The organism is Actinomadura rugatobispora, assembly GCF_055379765.1.
Genome location: NZ_AP029191.1, coordinates 8,565,926 through 8,584,072 on the forward strand (window position 1 = coordinate 8,565,926; position 18,147 = coordinate 8,584,072).

The 18,147-nt window shown below is 73.3% G+C and carries 22 protein-coding genes; 13 read left to right on the plus strand and 9 right to left on the minus strand.

What is annotated here, in order from left to right; all coding sequences use genetic code 11:
• Position 1 precedes the first annotated feature (1 nt).
• The 10 genes from ACZ466_RS38475 to hypE all read left to right on the plus strand — a co-directional run bounded on the left by ACZ466_RS38475 (position 2) and on the right by hypE (position 7,492).
• Entirely contained in the window at positions 2 to 382 is a 381-nt protein-coding gene (locus ACZ466_RS38475; RefSeq protein WP_378281870.1) for a hydrogenase maturation nickel metallochaperone HypA, read from the plus strand.
• A complete protein-coding gene (locus tag ACZ466_RS38480) occupies positions 379 to 1,458 on the plus strand; it encodes an NADH-quinone oxidoreductase subunit B family protein (RefSeq protein WP_378281848.1) in 1,080 nt (359 codons plus the stop codon). Before ACZ466_RS38475 ends, ACZ466_RS38480 begins: the two co-directional genes overlap by 4 nt.
• A gap of 86 nt (positions 1,459 to 1,544) precedes the next feature.
• The gene (locus ACZ466_RS38485) at positions 1,545 to 3,350 is read left to right on the plus strand and encodes a nickel-dependent hydrogenase large subunit (protein ID WP_378281849.1); all 1,806 of its coding nucleotides are present in this window, start codon (positions 1,545 to 1,547) and stop codon (positions 3,348 to 3,350) included.
• Positions 3,343 to 3,915, plus strand: coding sequence for a NifU family protein (locus ACZ466_RS38490; protein WP_378281850.1), 573 nt, complete (start codon positions 3,343 to 3,345; stop codon positions 3,913 to 3,915). The genes ACZ466_RS38485 and ACZ466_RS38490 overlap by 8 nt, the downstream gene beginning before the upstream one ends.
• A complete protein-coding gene (locus tag ACZ466_RS38495) occupies positions 3,912 to 4,547 on the plus strand; it encodes a DUF5947 family protein (RefSeq protein ID WP_378281851.1) in 636 nt (211 codons plus the stop codon). Before ACZ466_RS38490 ends, ACZ466_RS38495 begins: the two co-directional genes overlap by 4 nt.
• Before the next feature lie 6 nt (positions 4,548 to 4,553).
• Positions 4,554 to 4,763: a hypothetical protein gene (locus tag ACZ466_RS38500; protein ID WP_378281852.1), complete on the plus strand. Its 210-nt coding sequence runs from the start codon at positions 4,554 to 4,556 to the stop codon at positions 4,761 to 4,763.
• Between the two features lie 53 nt (positions 4,764 to 4,816).
• Positions 4,817 to 4,927: a DUF6893 family small protein gene (locus ACZ466_RS38505; protein ID WP_378281853.1), complete on the plus strand. Its 111-nt coding sequence runs from the start codon at positions 4,817 to 4,819 to the stop codon at positions 4,925 to 4,927.
• A 19-nt stretch (positions 4,928 to 4,946) separates the two neighbouring features.
• On the plus strand, positions 4,947 to 5,219 hold the full coding sequence (locus tag ACZ466_RS38510) for a HypC/HybG/HupF family hydrogenase formation chaperone (protein WP_378281854.1): 273 nt from the start codon (positions 4,947 to 4,949) through the stop codon (positions 5,217 to 5,219).
• Between the two features lie 54 nt (positions 5,220 to 5,273).
• Positions 5,274 to 6,401, plus strand: a complete 1,128-nt coding sequence (hypD, locus tag ACZ466_RS38515; protein WP_378281855.1) for a hydrogenase formation protein HypD — start codon at positions 5,274 to 5,276, stop codon at positions 6,399 to 6,401.
• Entirely contained in the window at positions 6,398 to 7,492 is a 1,095-nt protein-coding gene (hypE, locus tag ACZ466_RS38520; protein ID WP_378281856.1) for a hydrogenase expression/formation protein HypE, read from the plus strand. The genes hypD and hypE overlap by 4 nt, the downstream gene beginning before the upstream one ends.
• Before the next feature lie 3 nt (positions 7,493 to 7,495).
• Here the strand turns inward: hypE and hypF are convergent, their stop codons facing one another.
• The 5 genes from hypF to ACZ466_RS38545 are packed head-to-tail and all read right to left on the minus strand — an operon-like array spanning position 7,496 to position 11,623.
• Positions 7,496 to 9,763 carry a carbamoyltransferase HypF gene (gene hypF, locus ACZ466_RS38525; protein ID WP_378281857.1) on the minus strand — a complete coding sequence of 756 codons (2,268 nt, stop codon included), beginning with the start codon at positions 9,761 to 9,763 and terminating at the stop codon, positions 7,496 to 7,498.
• Positions 9,760 to 10,416, minus strand: coding sequence for a D-sedoheptulose-7-phosphate isomerase (locus ACZ466_RS38530; protein WP_378281858.1), 657 nt, complete (start codon positions 10,414 to 10,416; stop codon positions 9,760 to 9,762). The genes hypF and ACZ466_RS38530 overlap by 4 nt, the downstream gene beginning before the upstream one ends.
• A complete protein-coding gene (locus ACZ466_RS38535; protein WP_378281859.1) occupies positions 10,413 to 10,631 on the minus strand; it encodes a HypC/HybG/HupF family hydrogenase formation chaperone in 219 nt (72 codons plus the stop codon). The genes ACZ466_RS38530 and ACZ466_RS38535 overlap by 4 nt, the downstream gene beginning before the upstream one ends.
• Positions 10,628 to 11,245: a D-sedoheptulose-7-phosphate isomerase gene (locus ACZ466_RS38540; protein WP_378281860.1), complete on the minus strand. Its 618-nt coding sequence runs from the start codon at positions 11,243 to 11,245 to the stop codon at positions 10,628 to 10,630. The genes ACZ466_RS38535 and ACZ466_RS38540 overlap by 4 nt, the downstream gene beginning before the upstream one ends.
• A gap of 9 nt (positions 11,246 to 11,254) precedes the next feature.
• Positions 11,255 to 11,623: a PadR family transcriptional regulator gene (locus ACZ466_RS38545; RefSeq protein ID WP_378281861.1), complete on the minus strand. Its 369-nt coding sequence runs from the start codon at positions 11,621 to 11,623 to the stop codon at positions 11,255 to 11,257.
• A gap of 167 nt (positions 11,624 to 11,790) precedes the next feature.
• On the opposite strand from ACZ466_RS38545, the gene ACZ466_RS38550 reads away from it, so the two are divergent.
• Positions 11,791 to 13,023 (plus strand): RNA-guided endonuclease InsQ/TnpB family protein, encoded by a 1,233-nt coding sequence (locus ACZ466_RS38550; RefSeq protein ID WP_464041849.1) that lies wholly within the window; start codon positions 11,791 to 11,793, stop codon positions 13,021 to 13,023.
• Between the two features lie 147 nt (positions 13,024 to 13,170).
• On the opposite strand, the gene ACZ466_RS38555 is transcribed toward ACZ466_RS38550, so the two are convergent.
• A complete protein-coding gene (locus ACZ466_RS38555; RefSeq protein ID WP_378289956.1) occupies positions 13,171 to 14,079 on the minus strand; it encodes an alpha/beta hydrolase in 909 nt (302 codons plus the stop codon).
• Positions 14,080 to 14,114: 35 nt separating this feature from the next.
• A complete protein-coding gene (locus ACZ466_RS38560) occupies positions 14,115 to 14,771 on the minus strand; it encodes a TetR/AcrR family transcriptional regulator (RefSeq protein ID WP_378289958.1) in 657 nt (218 codons plus the stop codon).
• A gap of 190 nt (positions 14,772 to 14,961) precedes the next feature.
• Here ACZ466_RS38560 and ACZ466_RS38565 point away from each other — a divergent pair, with 190 nt between their 5' ends.
• Positions 14,962 to 15,201 carry a hypothetical protein gene (locus ACZ466_RS38565; RefSeq protein WP_378289960.1) on the plus strand — a complete coding sequence of 80 codons (240 nt, stop codon included), beginning with the start codon at positions 14,962 to 14,964 and terminating at the stop codon, positions 15,199 to 15,201.
• A gap of 144 nt (positions 15,202 to 15,345) precedes the next feature.
• On the opposite strand, the gene ACZ466_RS38570 is transcribed toward ACZ466_RS38565, so the two are convergent.
• Positions 15,346 to 16,167: an SDR family NAD(P)-dependent oxidoreductase gene (locus tag ACZ466_RS38570; RefSeq protein WP_378289962.1), complete on the minus strand. Its 822-nt coding sequence runs from the start codon at positions 16,165 to 16,167 to the stop codon at positions 15,346 to 15,348.
• 129 nt (positions 16,168 to 16,296) lie between these two features.
• Here ACZ466_RS38570 and ACZ466_RS38575 point away from each other — a divergent pair, with 129 nt between their 5' ends.
• Complete coding sequence (locus ACZ466_RS38575) at positions 16,297 to 16,896, plus strand: TetR/AcrR family transcriptional regulator (protein ID WP_378289964.1); 600 nt, start codon at positions 16,297 to 16,299, stop codon at positions 16,894 to 16,896.
• 11 nt (positions 16,897 to 16,907) lie between these two features.
• On the opposite strand, the gene ACZ466_RS38580 is transcribed toward ACZ466_RS38575, so the two are convergent.
• Positions 16,908 to 17,804 (minus strand): polysaccharide pyruvyl transferase family protein, encoded by an 897-nt coding sequence (locus tag ACZ466_RS38580; RefSeq protein ID WP_378289966.1) that lies wholly within the window; start codon positions 17,802 to 17,804, stop codon positions 16,908 to 16,910.
• Between the last annotated feature and the right edge of the window lie 343 nt (positions 17,805 to 18,147).

Sequence of the window (18,147 nt, forward strand, 5' to 3'; positions counted from 1 at the left end):
GATGGGATTGTGCGACGCGATCGTCAAGGCCGCCCGGTCACGGGCCCGGGGCCGCCGGGTGAGCGAGGTGAAGGTCCGCGTGGGCGGGCACCCGGTCGATCCGGAGGTCGTCGACCAGGGCTTCCGCCTCGCCGCCGCCGGCACCGAACTGGAGGGCGCGGGCCTGGACCTGGTCATGGAGCCGCTGTCGGTGCACTGCCGGGGCTGCGGCGGCTCGACGCCGGTCGAGTCCGCCCGGACCCTGGCGGCGTGCCCGCGCTGCGGCGGGGTGGACGTGGAGGCGTGCGGCCGGGACGACGTCGTCCTGGAGTCCATCACGGTCGACCCGGAAGCCGAGGCCGGAGCGGAAGCGGCGGCCGGCGCGCGGGGAGGCGCCCGATGACCGCCATGGACCCGGGGACGATGGAGGCGCGGCGCGGCGCGGAGCCGGGCGGCGGATTCGACGAGATCCACGTGCTGTGGATCTCCGAGGGGATGAGCTGCGACGGCGACACCGTGTCGGTGACCGCCGCGTCGCAGCCGGCGATCGAGGACGTGGTGACCGGCGTGGTGCCGGGACTGCCGAAGGTGCACCTGCACAACAAGGTGCTGTCCCCGACGGTCGGCGGCGAGGAGTTCCTGGCGCCGTTCCGGGCCGCCGCGCGGGGCGACCTGGCGCCGTTCATCTTCGTCCTGGAGGGCTCGGTCCCCAACGAGAAGATCAACGGGGACGGCTACTGGACCTCGTTCGGCAACGACCCCGACACCGGCGAGCCGATGACCCTGAACCGGTGGATCGACATGCTGGCGCCGCGCGCGTGGGCGACCGTCGCCGTGGGCACGTGCGCCACCTACGGCGGCATCCACGCGATGGCGGGCAACCCCACCGGCTGCATGGGCCTGGTCGACTACCTGGGCTGGGACTACCGGTCGACCGGGGGGCTGCCGATCGTCAACATCCCCGGCTGCCCGGTCCAGCCCGACAACTTCATGGAGACCCTGACCTGGGTGCTCTACCACGCCGCCGGCGCCGCGCCGCCGCCCCCGCTGGACGAGATGCTGCGGCCCCAGTGGCTGTTCGGCAAGACCGTGCACGAGGGCTGCGACCGGGGCTCGTACTACGAGCAGGCCGACTTCGCCGGGGACTACAACTCGCCGAAGTGCCAGGTGAAGATCGGCTGCTGGGGGCCGGTGGTGAACTGCAACGTCCCCAAGCGCGGCTGGATGGGCGGCATCGGGGGGTGCCCGAACGTGGGCGGCATCTGCATCGCGTGCACCATGCCGGGGTTCCCGGACAAGTTCATGCCCTTCATGGACATGCCGCCGGGCGGCCACCTCTCCTCGATGATGATCAAGCCGTACGGGGCGTTCGTCCGCCGGCTGCGCGGCCTCACCAACCGGACCGCCAACCGGGAGCCCCGCTGGCGCCACAACCGGGAGGCGCTGACCAGCGGCTTCGATCCGCGGTGGCGCCCGTAGCGACAGAGCGCGCCGCGGCCCGCGGCCCGCGGCGGACGGCACCCGCCCGCACCTGACGGCAGCAGTGAACGAGAGGACACGACGCAATGGCGCACACCGCGCACCCGGAGACGGCCGGGGCGGCGACCGGGGCCCCGGGACAGCTCGTCGAGATGTCCTGGGATCCGATCACCCGGATCATCGGCAACCTGGGCATCTACACGAAGATCGACTTCGCGAACCGGCGGGTGGCCGAGTGCCACAGCACGTCCTCGCTGTTCCGCGGCTACTCGGTGTTCATGAAGGGCAAGGACCCGCGGGACGCCGGGTTCATCACCAGCCGCATCTGCGGCATCTGCGGCGACAACCACACGACCTGCTCGGCGTACGCCCAGAACATGGCCTACGGCATCAAGACGCCGCCGCTGGGCGAGTGGATCCTCAACCTCGGCGAGGCCGCCGAGTACATGTTCGACCACACGATCTTCCAGGACAACCTCGTCTTCGTCGACTTCTGCGAGGCGATGGTCAAGGACACCAACCCGAGCGTGCTGAAGCGGGCCCGGACGACCGAGGCGCCGGGCGCCGCGATCCACGGCTTCCGGACGATCGCCGACATCATGGAGGCGTTCAACCCGTTCGAGGGGTCGGTCTACAAGGAGGCGCTGAAGGTCAGCCGCGTCACCCGGGAGATGTTCTGCCTGATGGAGGGGCGGCACGTGCACCCCTCCACCGTCTATCCGGGCGGCGTGGGCACGATGCCGGAGCCGTCGCTGTTCACCGACTACCTGAGCCGGCTGCTGAGCGTCATCGACTTCGTGAAGCGGGCCGTCGCGATGAACGACGACGTCTTCGACTTCTTCTACGAGGCGCTGCCCGGGTACGAGGAGGTCGGCCGCCGCCGCGTCCTGCTCGGCTGCTGGGGCGCGTTCCAGAACCCCGACGTCGTCGACTACCGGTACGAGACGATGAATCACTGGGGCAAGGCGATGTACGTCACCCCGGGCATCGTGGTGGACGGGCGGCTACTCACCACCGACCTGGTCGACATCAACCTCGGCATCCGCATCCTGCTGGGCAGCTCGTACTACGACGACTGGGCGGGCGAGGAGCCGTTCGTCACCCACGACCCGCTCGGCAATCCGGTCGACATGCGGCACCCGTGGAACCAGACGACGCTGCCGGCGCCGCAGAAGCGCGACTTCGAGGACAAGTACAGCTGGGTGATGAGCCCGCGCTGGTACGACAAGAACTCCGGGGAGCACCTGGCGCTGGACACCGGCGGCGGGCCGTACGCCCGGCTGTACACCACGGCGCTGGCCGGGCTGGTGGACACGCCGTACGTGAAGGCCACCGGGCAGACCGTCCAGATCTCCCTGCCCAGGGGCGACCGGCTGCCCGAGACGACGCTGGAGTGGCGGATCCCGCAGTGGTCGAACGCCATCGAGCGCAACCGGGCGCGGGTCTACTTCGTGGCGTACGCGGCGGCGATGTCGCTGCACTTCGTCGAGCGGGCGATGGAACGGGTCCGCGCCGGGGACACCAAGGTCTTCCAGGACTTCGAGGTGCCCGACGAGGCGATCGGCTGCGGCTTCCACGAGGCGGTGCGGGGCGTGCTGTCGCACCATCTCGTCATCCGCGACGGCAAGATCGCCAACTACCACCCGTACCCGCCGACGCCCTGGAACGGCAGCCCGCGCGACAGCTACGGCACGCCCGGCCCGTACGAGGACGCCGTCCAGGACATGCCCATCTTCGAGGAGAACGGCCCGGAGAACTTCCGGGGCGTCGACATCATGCGCGCGGTGCGCAGCTTCGACCCCTGCCTGCCGTGCGGGGTGCACATGTACCTCGGCAAGGGCCGCACGCTCGAGAAGGTCCATTCGCCGATGTTCGGTGCCACCCATGGGTGAGCGGCTCGGCGAGGGCGCGCTGGCCGAGCGGCTCGGCCGGATCGATGAGCTGCTCGGCACGCTGGAGCAGGCGCCGGGGCCGACCGCCGAGGGCGCGCTCGACGCCGTGGCCCTGCTCGCCGAGGTGTACGGCGAGGCGCTGGCGCGCGTGATGGACCGCGCGGCCGGTGACGCCCGGCTCGCCGCGGCCCTGATGGACGACGACCTGCTCGGCCATCTGCTGGCGCTGCACGACGTCCACCCCGCGCCGACGGAGGAGCGGGTGAGCCGCGCCCTGGAGGGCGTCCGGCCCTACCTGCGCTCGCAGGGCCGGGACGTCGAGCTGGCCGGCATCGACGGGGACGTCGCCCGCGTCCGGCTGACCGGGGGCTCGGGCGGGTGCGGGAGCACGGCCGGCATGGCCGAGCAGGCCGTGCGGGACGCCGTGCTCGCCGTCGCCCCCGAGCTGTCCGCCGTGGAGCCCGAGGGAGGGGAGGCGGCCGCGCGGCCGGCGACGTTCATCCCGGTCGACGCGCTGCTGCGGCACGGCGCCCCGCCCGCGTCCCAGGTGGGGAAGGCCCCATGACCACCGCGCCGCGGATCGCGCGACCCCGGCCCGCCTCCTCGGCGGCGCTCGGACGGGTCCTCGGGCGCGCGGCGACGCTCCGCCGCGACCCCGCCGAGAAGTGCGACCTGTGCGCGAACCCGGTCGCGGACGGGCACGCCCACGTCCTGGACGAGCGGCGCGACGAACTGCTGTGCGCCTGCCGCGCCTGCGCGCTCCTCTTCGAACGGGACGCGGCGGGCCGCGGGCACTACCGGCTGGTGCCCCGCCGCCGCGTCCGGCTGGACGGCGTCCCGTCCGCCGACCTGGGCGTCCCCGTCGGGCTGGCGTTCTTCGTCCGCGAGCCGGACGGCGGCGTGGCCGCCCGCTGCCCCAGCCCGGCCGGCGCCACCCGCTGGGAGGTCGACCCGCCGGTGTGGGCGGCGGCCGAGGCGCGCTGCGAGGCGCTGCGGACCATGCTGCCCGGCGTGGAGGCGCTGCTGGTCAACACCGCCCGAGGGGCGGACGAGCAGTGGCTGGTCCCCGTCGACGACTGCCACCGGCTGGTGGCCGCCGTCCGGCGGTCGTGGAAGGGCCTGTCCGGCGGCCTGGAGGTGTGGCCGGAGATCGAGCGTTTCTTCGCGGAACTGGCGACGAACCCGGAAGGGAAGTGAACGACCATGGCCGAGATCAAGGTGGGCAAGCCCGACGTCGCGCCGGACACCCCGTCGCACACCAAGGGCGTCCGGCAGGGGAACGAGCCGGGCGCCTACGAGAAGCAGTCGGGGCACCACGAGGACCACACCGCCGACGCGCGGCGCTCCACCGGGGTGAACCCGAAGGCGCACGACCCGATCGCGCCCGACATGCCGAACCTGCCGCCCGGATGAGCGGCCGCTGCCCGACGCGGGGCCGGAGAACAGCGACGAAGGAGACGACGGACATGCGACGACCGCTGACCGTCCTGGGCGTGGTGGCCGGGGCCGCGGTGCTGGTGGCGCTGTGGCGGGAGTATCCGGCCATGGCCCGCTACATCAAGATGGAGCGGATGTGAACGAGGGGCGGCGCCGCTGATGTGCCTCGCCATCCCCGGTGAGATCGTCGCGATCGCGGCGGACGGCGGCGACCTGGCCACGGTCGAGGTCGCCGGCGTCCGCCGCGCCGTCAACGTGGGCCTGCTCGGCGCCGACCGGGTCGCCCCGGGCGACTGGGTCCTCGTGCACGTCGGCTTCGCCATGTCGAAGATCGACGAGGCGGAGGCCGCGGCCACGCTGGAACTGCTGCGCGGGCTCGGCGAGGCCTACACCGACGAGCTGGACGCCCTGTCCGGATCCGACATCACCTGAACACTGATCGGACGACGCTCCCGAGACCGAAGACCTGAAAGGCGGCTGACCGTCATGCGGTTCGTCGACGAGTTCCGCGACGCCGGGCAGGCCCAGGCCCTGTCCGCGCGGATCGCCGGCCTGTGCGAGCCGGGCCGGCACTACACGTTCATGGAGGTGTGCGGGGGCCACACGCACACCATCTACAAGCACGGCCTGGAGGACCACCTGCCCGAGACCGTCAGGCTGGTGCACGGGCCCGGGTGCCCGGTGTGCGTGATCCCGATGGGGCGGGTGGACGACGCCATCGCGATCGCCCGCCGCCCGGAGGTCATCATGACCTCGTTCGGGGACATGATGCGGGTGCCCGGCGGCCAGGGCTCGTTCTACGACGCCAAGGCCGAGGGCGCGGACATCCGGATGGTCTACTCGCCGCTGGACGCCCTCAAGATCGCCCGGGAGAACCCGGACCGGAAGGTCGTGTTCATGGCGATCGGGTTCGAGACCACGGCGCCGTCCACGGCGATGACCGTGCTGCGGGCGGCGGCGGAGGGCGTGGCCAACTTCTCCGTCTTCTGCAACCACGTGACGATCATCCCGGCGATCAAGGCGATCCTGGACTCGCCCGACCTGCGGCTCGACGGCTTCCTCGGCCCGGGGCACGTCTCCACCGTGATCGGCTGCCGCCCGTACGAGTTCATCCCCGCCGTGTACGGCCGGCCGCTGGTGTGCGCGGGCTTCGAGCCGGCGGACATCCTGCGGTCGGTGCACATGCTGCTCCAGCAGCTCGCCGACGGCCGCGCCGAGGTGGAGAACCAGTACACGCGGGTCGTCCAGTGGAACGGCAACCGGCGCGCCCTGGACGCGATCTCCCGGGTCATGGAGCTGCGGCCGTACTTCGAGTGGCGCGGCCTCGGGTTCATCTCCCAGTCGGCGCTGCGGCTGCGCGAGGAGTTCGCCGCCCACGACGCGGAGCGGATCTTCGAGGTGCCCGGGGTGCGGGTGGCCGATCCCAAGGCGTGCCAGTGCGGCGAGGTGCTCAAGGGCGTGCTCCGGCCCTGGGAGTGCAAGGTCTTCGGCACCGCCTGCACGCCCGAGACCCCGATCGGCACCTGCATGGTGTCGTCGGAGGGGGCGTGCGCCGCGTACTACAACTTCGGCCGGTTCACGCGGCAGCGCGTGCAGGAGGCGATCCGCGCATGACCACCCGGCACATCCGCGAGGAAGAGGTCCTGGAGCGGATCGAGCGGGCGCGCCGGCGCAAGCCCAGGGTGCGGGAGGAGCGGATCACCCTCGCCCACGGCGCGGGCGGCAAGGCGACCCAGACGCTGGTCGAGGCGCTGTTCGTGGAGGCGTTCCGCAATCCGGCGCTGGAGGCGCTGGACGACGGCGCGGTCCTCGGCGTGGACGGCGCCCGGGTGGTGTTCACCACCGACACCTACGTGGTCTCGCCGCTGTTCTTCCCCGGCGGCGACATCGGCGACCTGGCGGTCAACGGCACCGTCAACGACCTGGCCGTGAGCGGGTCCCGGCCGCTGTACCTGTCGGCGGGGTTCGTCCTGGAGGAGGGCTTCCCCGTCGCCGACCTGCGGCGGATCACGGCCTCGATGGCGGAGGCCGCCGCGCGGGCGGGCGTCGCCGTGGTCACCGGGGACACCAAGGTCGTCGAACGCGGCAAGGCCGACGGCTGCTACGTCAACACCTCCGGCATCGGGGTGCTCGACCGCGCCGGGGACGCCCCGGCCCTGGGGCCGGGGTCGGTGCGGCCGGGTGACGCGGTGCTGGTGTCCGGTCCGATCGGCGAGCACGGCGTCACGATCATGCTGGCCCGGGGCGAGCTCGACATCCAGGCCGACGTCACCTCCGACACCGCCCCGCTGAACGGTCTCACCGCCGCGCTCCTCGACGCGGTCCCCGGTGGCGTGCGGATGATGCGGGACGCCACCCGAGGAGGCGTGGCGACCGTGCTGAACGAGGTGGCGCGGGCCGCCGGGCGCACGGTCGTGCTGCGGGAGGCGGCCGTGCCGGTGCGCGCCCCGGTCGGCGGGGCCTGCGAGCTGCTGGGCATCGACCCGCTGTACGTGGCGTGCGAGGGGCGGTTCGTCGCCGTCGTCGACGGCGGCCGGGCGGAGGCGGCGCTGGACGCGCTGCGCGGCCACCCGCTGGGGGAGGGCGCCGCCGTGGTGGGGGCGGTCGACGACGACCCGTCCGGGCTGGTGCTGCTCAAGACCGCCTTCGGTGGCACGCGGATCGTCGACACGCTGGTGGGCGACCCGCTGCCGCGCATCTGCTGACGGTCACGCCCCGGCCCGGTCGCGGGCCGCGGCGATCACCGCCTGGCCCAGGGAGATGCCGCCGTCGTTGGCCGGGACGCGGGCGTGGACCAGGACCCGGAAGCCGCCGTCCTCCAGCCCGGCCACGACCCGTTCCAGCAGCAGCATGTTCTGGAAGACGCCGCCCGACAGCGCCACCGTCTCCAGCCCGGAACGCTCGCGCAGCGTCCGCGCCGTCTCCACGACCGAGCGCGCCAGGCCGTTGTGGAAGCGCGCGGAGACCACACCCGCTCCGGCGCCCGCGCGGACGTCGTCGACCGCGCCGCGCACGAGGTCGGTGCCCTTGAGCACCAGCGTCGCGCCGCCGGTCACCGTCACCGGGTAGGCGCCGCGCTCGCCGGGGTCGGCGCGCTGCTCCAGCTCGATCGCGGCCTGGCCCTCGTAGCCGGCCCGGTCGCGCACGCCGGCGATCGCCGCGACCGCGTCGAACAGCCGTCCCGCGCTGGAGGTCGCCGGCGCGTTCACGCCGGAGCGCGCCATCGCCACCACGGCGGGCCACCGCTCGCGGTTGCGCCGCACAACCTCCAGCTCAGGACGGTCATCGCCGTAGGCCGCGTCGAGGTAGGCCGCCGCCATCCGCCACGGCTCGCGGACCGCCGCGGCCCCGCCCGGCATCGGCACCGCCTCCAGATGCCCGGCGCGCCGGTAACCGGCCAGGTCCGCGATCAGGAACTCGCCGCCCCACAGCGTCCCGTCGTCCCCGTACCCCAGCCCGTCGAACGCGACGCCGATCACGGGCCCGGCCTCCCCGTTGTCGGCCAGGCACGCCGCGATGTGCGCGTGGTGGTGCTGGACGCCGAGCAGCTCGGCGTCCTCCCGCTCCAGCGCGTACTTCGTGGACAGGTACTCCGGGTGCAGGTCGTGGACGACGACCTCCGGCCGGACGCCGAACAGCCCGCAGAAGTGCTCGATCCCCGCGGTGTACGAGCGCAGCGTCTCGTGGTTCTCCAGGTCCCCGATGTGATGGGACGGGAAGGCGCGGTTCCCCTTGGCGACGCAGAAGGTGTTCTTCAGCTCGCCGCCGCAGGCCAGGACGGGTCTCGGGAACTCCCAGGGCACCCGTACCGGCGACGGGACGAGCCCGCGGGAGCGCCGCAGCGGGTACGGGCGGCCGCGGAAGGCGCGCACGACCGAGTCGTCGGTCCGGATGTGGATCGGCCGATCGTGCGTCAGGAACGCGTCGGCGATGCCCGAGAGCCGTTCCAGGGCGTCCTCGTCCCGGTGGACGATCGGCTCGTCGGACACGTTGCCGCTGGTCAGCACGATGGGCCCGCCGAGTTCGGCCAGCAGGAGGTGGTGCAGCGGGGTGTAGGGCAGCAGCACGCCCAGTTCGCGGTTACCGGGAGCCACGGCGGCCGCGACCGGCGCGCCCGCGCGGCGGGGGAGCAGCACGATCGGCCGGGACGGGGCGGTCAGCAGGGCGGCCCCGGCGGCGTCCGGCCGGACCAGTTCCCGCGCGCCCGCCAGGTCGGCGGCCATGACGGCGAACGGCTTCTCCTCGCGGTGCTTGCGCGCCCGCAGCGCGGCCACGGCGCGCTCGTCGCAGGCGACCGCCGCGAGGTGGTAGCCGCCGAGGCCCTTCACCGCCACGATCGCGCCGTCGCGCAGCAGGCCCGCCGCCGCACCCACTGCCTCCTCCACGATCGCCGCGCCGCCCGGCCGGAGGAGTCTCAGCGCCGGGCCGCACGCGGGGCAGCACACCGGCTGGGCGTGGAAGCGCCGGTCGGCGGGATCCCCGTACTCGCCCGCGCACGCGGCGCACATCGCGAAACCGGCCATCGTGGTGGCGGGGCGGTCGTACGGGACCGCCTTGACGATCGTGAACCGTGGCCCGCACTGCGTGCAGTTGGTGAACGCGTGGCGGTGCCGCCGCCCGCCGGGGTCCGCGAGCTCGTCGAGGCAGTCCGCGCAGGTCGCGGTGTCGGGGGACACGAGCGCGGCGGGCGGGGCGGCGCCGTCGCTCGGCACGATCCGGAACCCCGGCTCGCCCAGCGGCGGCCGCGGCTCGGCCGTGACGCGCTCCACCACGGCCAGCGCCGGAGCCCGCCCGCCGAGGTCGTCCACGAACCGGGCCAGCGCCGACGGATCCCCCTCGGCCTCGGCGAACACGCCCTCGGAGTCGTTGCCCACGAACCCCGACAGCCCGTACCGCCCGGCCAGTTCGTGCACGAACGGGCGAAAGCCGACCCCCTGCACGACGCCCTCGACCCGGACCCGGATCCGGCCGGTCACAGCCGGTCGTCCAGCGCCTGGTGCGTGAGTTCCCACAGGACGTGGTACGCGGTCGTCTGCGCCTCCTGGATGCGGTGCACCGAGGACGACGGCACCACGAACAGGTGGTCGACCGTGCCCGCCTCCGCCATCGCGCCGCCGCCGTACCCGGCGAACCCGACCGTGACCATGCCGCGCCGGGACGCCTCGTCGAAGGCGCGCAGGACGTTGGCCGATCCGCCGCTGGTGGAGAGGCCGACCGCGACGTCGCCCCGGCGCCCGAACGCCGCGAGCTGCCGGGCGAACACCACCTCGAACCCCACGTCGTTGGACAGCGCCGTGAGCGCGGCGACGTCACCGGTCAGCGAGAAGGCGGGCAGGGGCCGCCCCTGGGGCGGGTGCAGGAACATCTGGGCCAGATCCTGGGCGTCGGTGCAGCTGCCGCCGTTCCCGAAGGCGAACAGCCGCCCGCCGTCGAGGAAGGCCCCGGCCATCCGCCGGGCGCACGCGACCAGCCCGTCGCCCAGCAGGTCGGCGAGGCTCTGGCGCAGGGCCACGATCTCCGCGGCCTTCCGCACCGTCGAGGCGCGCACCTCGTCGAGCACCGCCGCGGCCTCCGCGCCGCCCTCGTACAGGAAGGGGTAGAGCGCCTCCACGCCGCCGCCCGCGCTCATCGCGCACCGTCCGGGATGACCGCGATGGCCTCCTTGGCGTGGACGAGCACGTCGTCCCCGACCCGCGCGTCGACCAGCGCGACGCTGACCTCCTCGGGCCCGGCCTCGGTCTCGACGATCGCGAGCCCGTCGGGCAGCAGCTCCCTCACCCGCACCCGGACGGCGGAGTCCGAACAGGTGACGCAGACCTCGCCATGGCAGTCGGGCACGCTCATCCCACGCCCTCCTTCTCCAGCAGTCCGGGCCTTTCGAGGAACACGTGAACCAGCTCCCACAGCACGTGGTACACGGTCACGTGCATCTCCTTGACCAGGAGGGGGTCGCCGGCACGGGCCGTCAGCAGGTGGTCCACCGCGGGGTTCCGGGCGAGGAAGCCGCCGCCCTCGCCGGTCAGGGCGACCGTGAGCAGGCCCATCCCGTGCGCCGTCTCCAGCGCTCCCCGCACGTTGCCGCACCGGCCGCCGGGGGAGAGGCCGAGCGCGATGTCCTCGGGCGCCGCGAGCGCGCGCAGCTGGGCGGCGAACATCTCCTCCACCCCGTCGGCCGCGGCGATCCCGGTCAGCGTGGCGACGTCCCCGGTCAGGGCGAGCGCGGGCAGCGCCCGCTTGCCCACGATCACCGGGTGCACGAACTCCACGGCCACGTGCTGGGCGTCGGCGCAGGCCCCGCCGTTGCCGAAGACGATCAGCCGGCCGCCGCGGTGGAACCGGACGGCCATGGCGCGGCAGGCGCGGGCGATCCGGTCGGCCTCGCCCGCGAGCGCGCGGCCCGGCTCCAGCCGCCGGTCGAACGCCCGCCGGACCGCCTCCCTCGCCCGCGCCGTCTCCATGGGGCCGCCTCAGGACCAGGACGCCGCGCGCCCGGCGTCGGCGGCGCCGCGGGAGGCCGCGGCCCAGCGGTCGAGGAAGGCGGCGATCACCTGCCCGAGGTGGGCCAGCCTCGGCGTCCACGTGCCGAGGTGCTCCACGCCCCTGGGCGTCAGCTCGTACCTCCGGCGGGCCGGTCCCGTCTCGGACGGCACCCACGAGGAGACCACGAGCCCTTCGCGTTCCAGGTTGCGCAGCACCCGGTAGGCGTGCCCCGGCTCGACGTCGGAGACCCCCGAGCCGCCGAGGCGGCCGATGAGGTCGTACCCGTGGCCGGGACGCTCGTAGAGCAGCAGGAGCAGGTACGGGTGGAGCAGGCTGCGAGCGTCGCATCCGTTCATCAAGGGACCTCCGAGGAGTTCCCGGCCTTGAGGCCGGGGAGAAATCGGACTCCTGCGGAGCAGGGCAGGGAAAGCAGATTCGCCCCCTGCGGGCGAATGCCGGTTGACCAGGCGCGATCCAGTACGTTTTCGCCCGTGTGTTCGAGCGTGCACGCTGGGCTCGCCTCGTGCCGCGTTACCGCCTGGTCCCCGCGCTCGAGCAGGAGCAAGTCCTGCTCTCGCATTGCGCGCACGCCCGGTACGCGTGGAACCTGGCCGTCGAGCAACACAGCTTCTGGTCCCGGCGCCGGGGCGGGGCGCCCGGTTACAACGAGCAGTCCCGGCAGCCCACGCAGGCCCGTGCCGAGTTCGGGTGGTTGCGGGCGGGGTCGCAGACGGTGCAGCAGCAGGCGCTGCGTGATTTTGCGCAGGCGATGAGCAACTTCTTCGCCGGTACCCACCGCCGTCCCACCTGGCGCAAGCAGGGGGTGCATGAGGGGTTCCGGCAGGTGGGCGTCAAGCCGCATCAGGTCGTGCGGTTGTCGCGCAGGTGGGGTGCGGTGCTGGTGCCCAAGTGCGGGTGGGTGAGGTTCCGTCTGTCGCGGCCGGTGCCGGAGGGTGTGAGGTCCTATCGGGTGACGCGTGATCGGGCCGGGCGCTGGCATGTGGCGTTCGCGCACGTCCCGCCCTCGGTCCCCGGCCCCGGTGACGGGAGCGTGGTCGGAGTGGACCGTGGCGTCACCGTCAGCGCCGCCCTCTCGACCGGGGACCTGCTGAAGGTCCCCGGCCTCACCCCGGGGGAGACGCGGCGCCTGGAGCTGCTGGCGCGCAAGCTGGGGCGCGCCCGGCGCGGCTCCGGCCGCCGGGCCAGGCTCAAGGCCGCACTCGCCCGGCTCAAGGCCCGCCAGAGCGATCGCCGCAAGAACTGGGTGGAGCAGACCTCCACCGCGCTGGCGCGCGGGTTCGATGTGATCGGTGTCGAGGACCTCAACGTCCGGGGCATGACCCGCTCGGCGAAGGGCACCGTCGAGCGGCCGGGACGCAATGTCGCCGCCAAGGCGGGCCTGAACCGGGGCATCCTGGCCGGCGGATGGGCCGTGCTGGTCGAGCGGCTGGAGCATAAGGCGCCCGGCCGTGTGCACAGGATCGATCCCGCGGGCACCTCGCAGCGCTGCTCGGCGTGCAGGATCAGGGACCCGAAGGCGCGTGAGAGCCAAGCGCGTTTCCGGTGCCGGTCCTGCGGTTTCGCCTGCAACGCCGACGTGAACGCGGCACGCGACATCGCCCACGAGACCAGACTCGTGATCGCGCGCGAGCTCGGGCTCGTGTGCACGGCGGCCGGACCGGCCGTCGCTGCGCGGGGACGCTCCGGGTTGCCGGGGCGGACGAACCGCGAACCTCAACCTGTTCTCCTCTCCTGAGGCCACGGGTTGGAATCCCCCTCGTTCACGAGGGGGAGGAGGTCAAGACGCGCCTCCCTCTCCGGCGTGCGTGATCCTGTGGCGGACCCTTCTGGCCCCTACCCCCGTCCGGCACCCGGGGAATCTCATGATCGGTTCTGGAACCGGTCAGGCGTCGCCCTCAGGCCCCAGGTTGTCGAGGAAGAACTCGGTCATCAGGCCGACGGTGTTCTTGAACTCCTTGTTGTAGACGACGAAGTGGCCGCCGCGCAGCGTCACCAGCCGCTTGGGGTGCAGGGCGCGCTCGTAGGCGGCGAAGGCCAGGTCGCTGTGGGTCAGGATGTCGTCCTTGGCGACCACCAGCAGCAGCGGCGTGGGGGTGATCCGGGAGATGAAGTCGCCCGGCTCGTAGCCCGAGATCGACTCCACCGACCGGAGGGTGATCTCGTTCCGCCAGGTGGCGAGCCGCTCGGGCTCGATGGTCTGGTACCACTCGTAGGTCTCCCGGTCGGCCATCGCCGCCGGCTCCCCCGGCGTCGCGGTGACCAGCGGGAGCATCGCCGGGGGCTCGCCGCGGAAGCGCGCCAGCCGGTCGGCGTCGAAGGTGCGCCGGACCTCCGCCAGGGCCTCGCTGGGGATGAACCGCGACAGGGTCGTCCCGCCGCTGATCACCGGGACCTGGGAGTAGACCGCCTTCACCCGCCGGTCCAGGGCCGCCACGACCAGCACGTGCCCGCCGGAGTAGCTCGACCCGAAGATCCCGATGCGGCCGGGGTCCACCTCGGGCCGGGTGCACAGGAAGGTGATCGCGTCCCGGTAGCCCTGGATCTGCGCCCACGGGTCGGCCTCCTGCCGGGGCTCGCCGTCGCTGGCGCCGAAGGTGGGGTGGTCGTACAGGACCACCGCCAGGCCCGCGGCGGCGAGCGCCTCGGCGATGTCGTCGGTGTACTGCTCCTTGACCGCGCCCAGGCCGTGGGTGACGACGACGGCGGGGTGGGGGCCGGGGGAGGTGTCGGGGGTGTAGAGCCGGCCGCGCAGGGTGGTGCCGGCGGAGTCGAACTCGATGTCCTGTCGCATTGCGTGTCCTTTCCGCGCCTGGTGGGGCGGTCCTGTCAGGGAGTGGTGGACGGCGTGCCGTCTGCCGGGGGATCGCCGGCGGGCCGGGTGAAGGCGCCCTTCAGCGCTCCGGCGTGGACGGAGACGGCGGTGCTCTCGGCGAGGGCGTCGTCGACGGCGCCGCGGGCCACGAGCATGCGGTAGTAGATGGGGGCTCCGACGGCGCTGATGACCGCGATGCCGTCGGTGCCGGGTGGGAGCTCGCCGCGTTCGACCGCGCGCTCGACGATCCGCGCGGCCAGCCGGTTGCGTTCGGCGATCACCGTGGCCCAGGCGTCCGACGCCTCGGGGGAGCGGACGGCGGCGGCCACGACGCCCTCGATCAGCGCCCGCATCCGGGGCTGCTGGTACAGCCGGGCGATCTCCAGGGCGAGGATCCGGAGGTCCTCCTCCAGCGAGCCGGTGTCGGGGATCGGCACCCGGGTCTTGCCGATCTCGCCCAGCAGGTCGACGACCAGTCCTTCGACGGTGCGCCACCGCCGGTACAGCGTGGCCAGGTGCACTCCGGACCGCTCGGCCACGCGCTCCAGGGTGAGGCCCGCGTACCCGGCGTCCTCCAGCTCGTCGCGCGCCGCGTCGAGCACGGCGGCGCGCGTGCGCGCCGTGCGGCCCCCGGGGCGGACCGCCCCCGAAGCCTGCCGGGTCTCCCGCATTCCGCCGCTCCCGTGTCGTCGTGCCGGACATCACCAGCTAATGCGAACACCTTCGCATTAGCAATGGGGTTCGGTGGCTCAGGCCGCATGTGGACAGCGTTTCCGGGATGCCGCCACGACGGGCGGCGCCGACGTTCCGCGAGAGAACGTCGCCGCGACTCGAACAAATGTTCTAGAGTTGGGTGCTGTGTTGATCGATGCACCTGTCGAGGTGGAGACAGACCCGGCGACCGGCCGTCCGACCCTGCTCACGCCCGAGGCGGGACGGGCGTACCGCGTGCGCAAGGTGATGGGGGAGTGGCAGGCGCCCGGGGAGGCGCGGCTCTTCCGCCTGCAGGCCAGCGAGCCGGACGGCCCGATGGTCGTCGTGGAGGTCGTCGGCCCGGAGATCGAGGGGAGTCCCTGGCGGCTCAGACACCTGTGGCGCTGAGGCCGGTGGAGCCGGTGGAGATCAAAAAAGAGGCCGGACCGCACGGGGGCAACGGCCCGGCCCCGATCACCACATCATCGGCCGTGGAGCGCCGTTTCGCCAGACCAGGGCGGGCGCCGGCGCCGTCCGGAACCGGCCGCCGGGTCAGCCCGGGGCGGTGCGGCTGAGCTCCTCCCACGACCGGTACAGCTCCGTGCGGGCGCCGTCCATCTGCTGGACGAGGTCGTAGGACCGGCTGCCGACGATCAGCCGCCGGGGCGGATCCGGCAGCCCGGCCAGCTTCATGATCGTGGGTGCGGCGGTGCTCGGGTCCGGCCCGGCGTCGTCGCCCCACATCTCCTCCAGTTCGGCCCGCAGGGAGGCGTAGGCCGGGTCGGGGGCGGTCGCCGTGGTGCCGGTCGTGAACAGCCCGGTGTCGTAGCCGCCCATCTGCACGTTCGTGACCTTGACGCCGAACGGCGCGACCTCCATGGCCAGCGCCTCGGTGAGCGAGTCCAGCGCGGCCTTGCCCGCGCCGTAGAACCCGACGGAGGCCATGCCCCCTCCGCTGGCCATGGACGTGACCTGCAGGATCCGCCCCGATCCCTGTGCGCGCAGGTACGGGATCACGGCCTGGGTCACCCACAGCGCGCCGAAGAAGTTCACGTCGAGGTGGGCGCGGACCTGCTCCTCGGTGGCCTCCTCCACCATCCCGTACAGCAGCCCGCCGGCGTTGTTGACCACGACGTCGAGCCTCCCGAAGGCTTCCGCGGCCCTGTCGACCGCCTGGAACACGGCTCCGCGGTCGGAGACGTCCAGCGGGAGCGGCAGGAGGGCGTCCGGGTGCCTCCCGGCCAGGTCCGCGAGCGGTGAGACATCGCGGGCGGAGGCCACGACGCGGTCTCCGGCGGCGAGGGCGGCCTCGGTGAACGCCCTGCCCAGGCCCCGGGAGGCGCCGGTGATGAACCACACTCTTCGGGTCGTCACAGCGACTCACCCCTTCTCGATAGAGACGAGACGATACGTCTCGGTTCGTTGACGCTCCACAGTCTGCGTCCTCGCTCACCGGTTGTCAACACGAACCGGTCCGTCTCGTCAGCTGCTAGCCTGACCCGCATGCCCAACTCCAGGAGGCCCGACGAGACCCGGCGCAGCGAGCGGTCGCGGCAGGCGATCCTCACAGCCACCCGCGAGCTGATCTCCGAGGTGGGGTACGGGAAGGTCTCGATCGAGGCCATCGCCGCGCGGGCGGGCGTCGGCAAGCAGACGATCTACCGGTGGTGGCCGTCCAGGGGCGCCGTGATCTTCGACTCCTTCCTGGAGCTCAGCCTGGACGCCGGCGGCGAGGGCATGGCGCTGCCCGACACCGGCGACCTCGAGGCCGATCTCAAGCTCGTCATGCGCGCGACGGCGGCCGAGTTCGCCGACCCGGAGTTCGAGCGGCCCGTCCGCGCGCTCAACGCGGAGATCGTCAACGATCCCGGCCTCGCCGCCCAGTACCGCGAGAAGCTGGCCCGTCCCGTGGACGAGGCCAAGAAGGCGCGGCTGCGCAGCGCCCAGCGCGCGGGCCAGTTGGCGGCGGACGCCGATCTCGACCTGGTGCTCGAAGTGCTCTACGCCCCCCTCTTCCAGCGGTGGCTGCACCGCTCCGGGCCGCTCACCGCCGAGTACGCCGACGCGCTCGTCGACGCCGCGCTCAGGGCCTTCCGCCCCTGACGCCTCCGCCCCTACAGTCCGAGCGCTTCGCCGAGACGGGCGAGGAGCGGTGACGCGAACGTCCCGTACCCGCAAGCACGCCGCCCGGCGCCGGGGGACAGGCACCAGTCCCACCAGTGGTCCAGCACGGCCCGGTCGAGGTGGAACGACTCCTCGCGGTCGCCCAGGGTGACGATCGCGGGCCAGCCCCAGGCCCGCGCCTGCGCGGTGACCTTCGCGCCGCCGCCCACCGGATCCACCGCCAGCGCCGGCACCCCGTTCCGGAGCGCGAGGACCAGGCCGTGCAGGCGGGTCGTGACCACCAGGTCCAGCCGCCGCAGGACGGCCTCCAGCTCGGCGGGCGCCGCCGGGTGCCGCCAGTCGCGCGGGTCGATCCGGGTGTCCAGCGGCACCCGTGCCGGCCCGCGCGCGTGCAGCCATTCCGTCAGCTCCCGGTCGACGCGCCCGTGGTCGGCCCACCGGCCGTACTCGCCCTGGCCCGGCGCCAGCACGACCCCCACGACGGGAGGGCCCGGGGACGGCACGGGCGTCGCGGCCGACAGGTCCCGGCTCGGCTCCGCGCCGGGGGCGTCACGGGGCAGCACCAGATGGAACCCCGTCACGGCGGGCGCGCCCGGATCGATGACCGAGACGCCGACCGCGATGCGGTGGCAGCGCGCGTAACGGCGGTGCAGGGACTCGACCTGGCGGCCGTGCGCGGGGCCGCAGGCGAACACCAGGTGCGTGTAGCGGGCGGGGTCCGCACCGTCGAGCGTCAGCCCCTCCGGGCGCAGGACGGGGCTCCAGGCGGTGTCGCACTCCACGCCCGCGCCCGCCAGCGTCGCCCGCACCGCCTCCATCGCCAGGACGTCCCCGGCGGTGGCCTCTCCGCGCAGGAAGCTCGGCCATCCCGCCAGCAGCACCCGCATCGGCTCCCCTCCGCTTCCCTCCCGCTGAGGCTTCCCCGAAGGAGCAGGCCAAACGCCCAGAGGCGAGGAGCGGGCCGGTCGGAGATCCGCCGCCACGGCGGATTTCCGAAACTCCGGGCGCGGCCTACGGGCTGGTACTAGCATCTGTGATGCCTGGCCGGTGGAGAGCAAGCTGCCCAGGCCATGTTGGTTGAGCGGCTGGAGCACAGGCGCTCGGCCGCGTGCAGCAAGATCGATCCTGCGTACACTTCGCAGTGTTTGCTCAGCATGCGGGAGTTAGGGCCTGGGGGCACGCGAGAGCCAAGCGTGTGTCCGGTGTCAGTCCTGCGGCTACGCTGGCAAC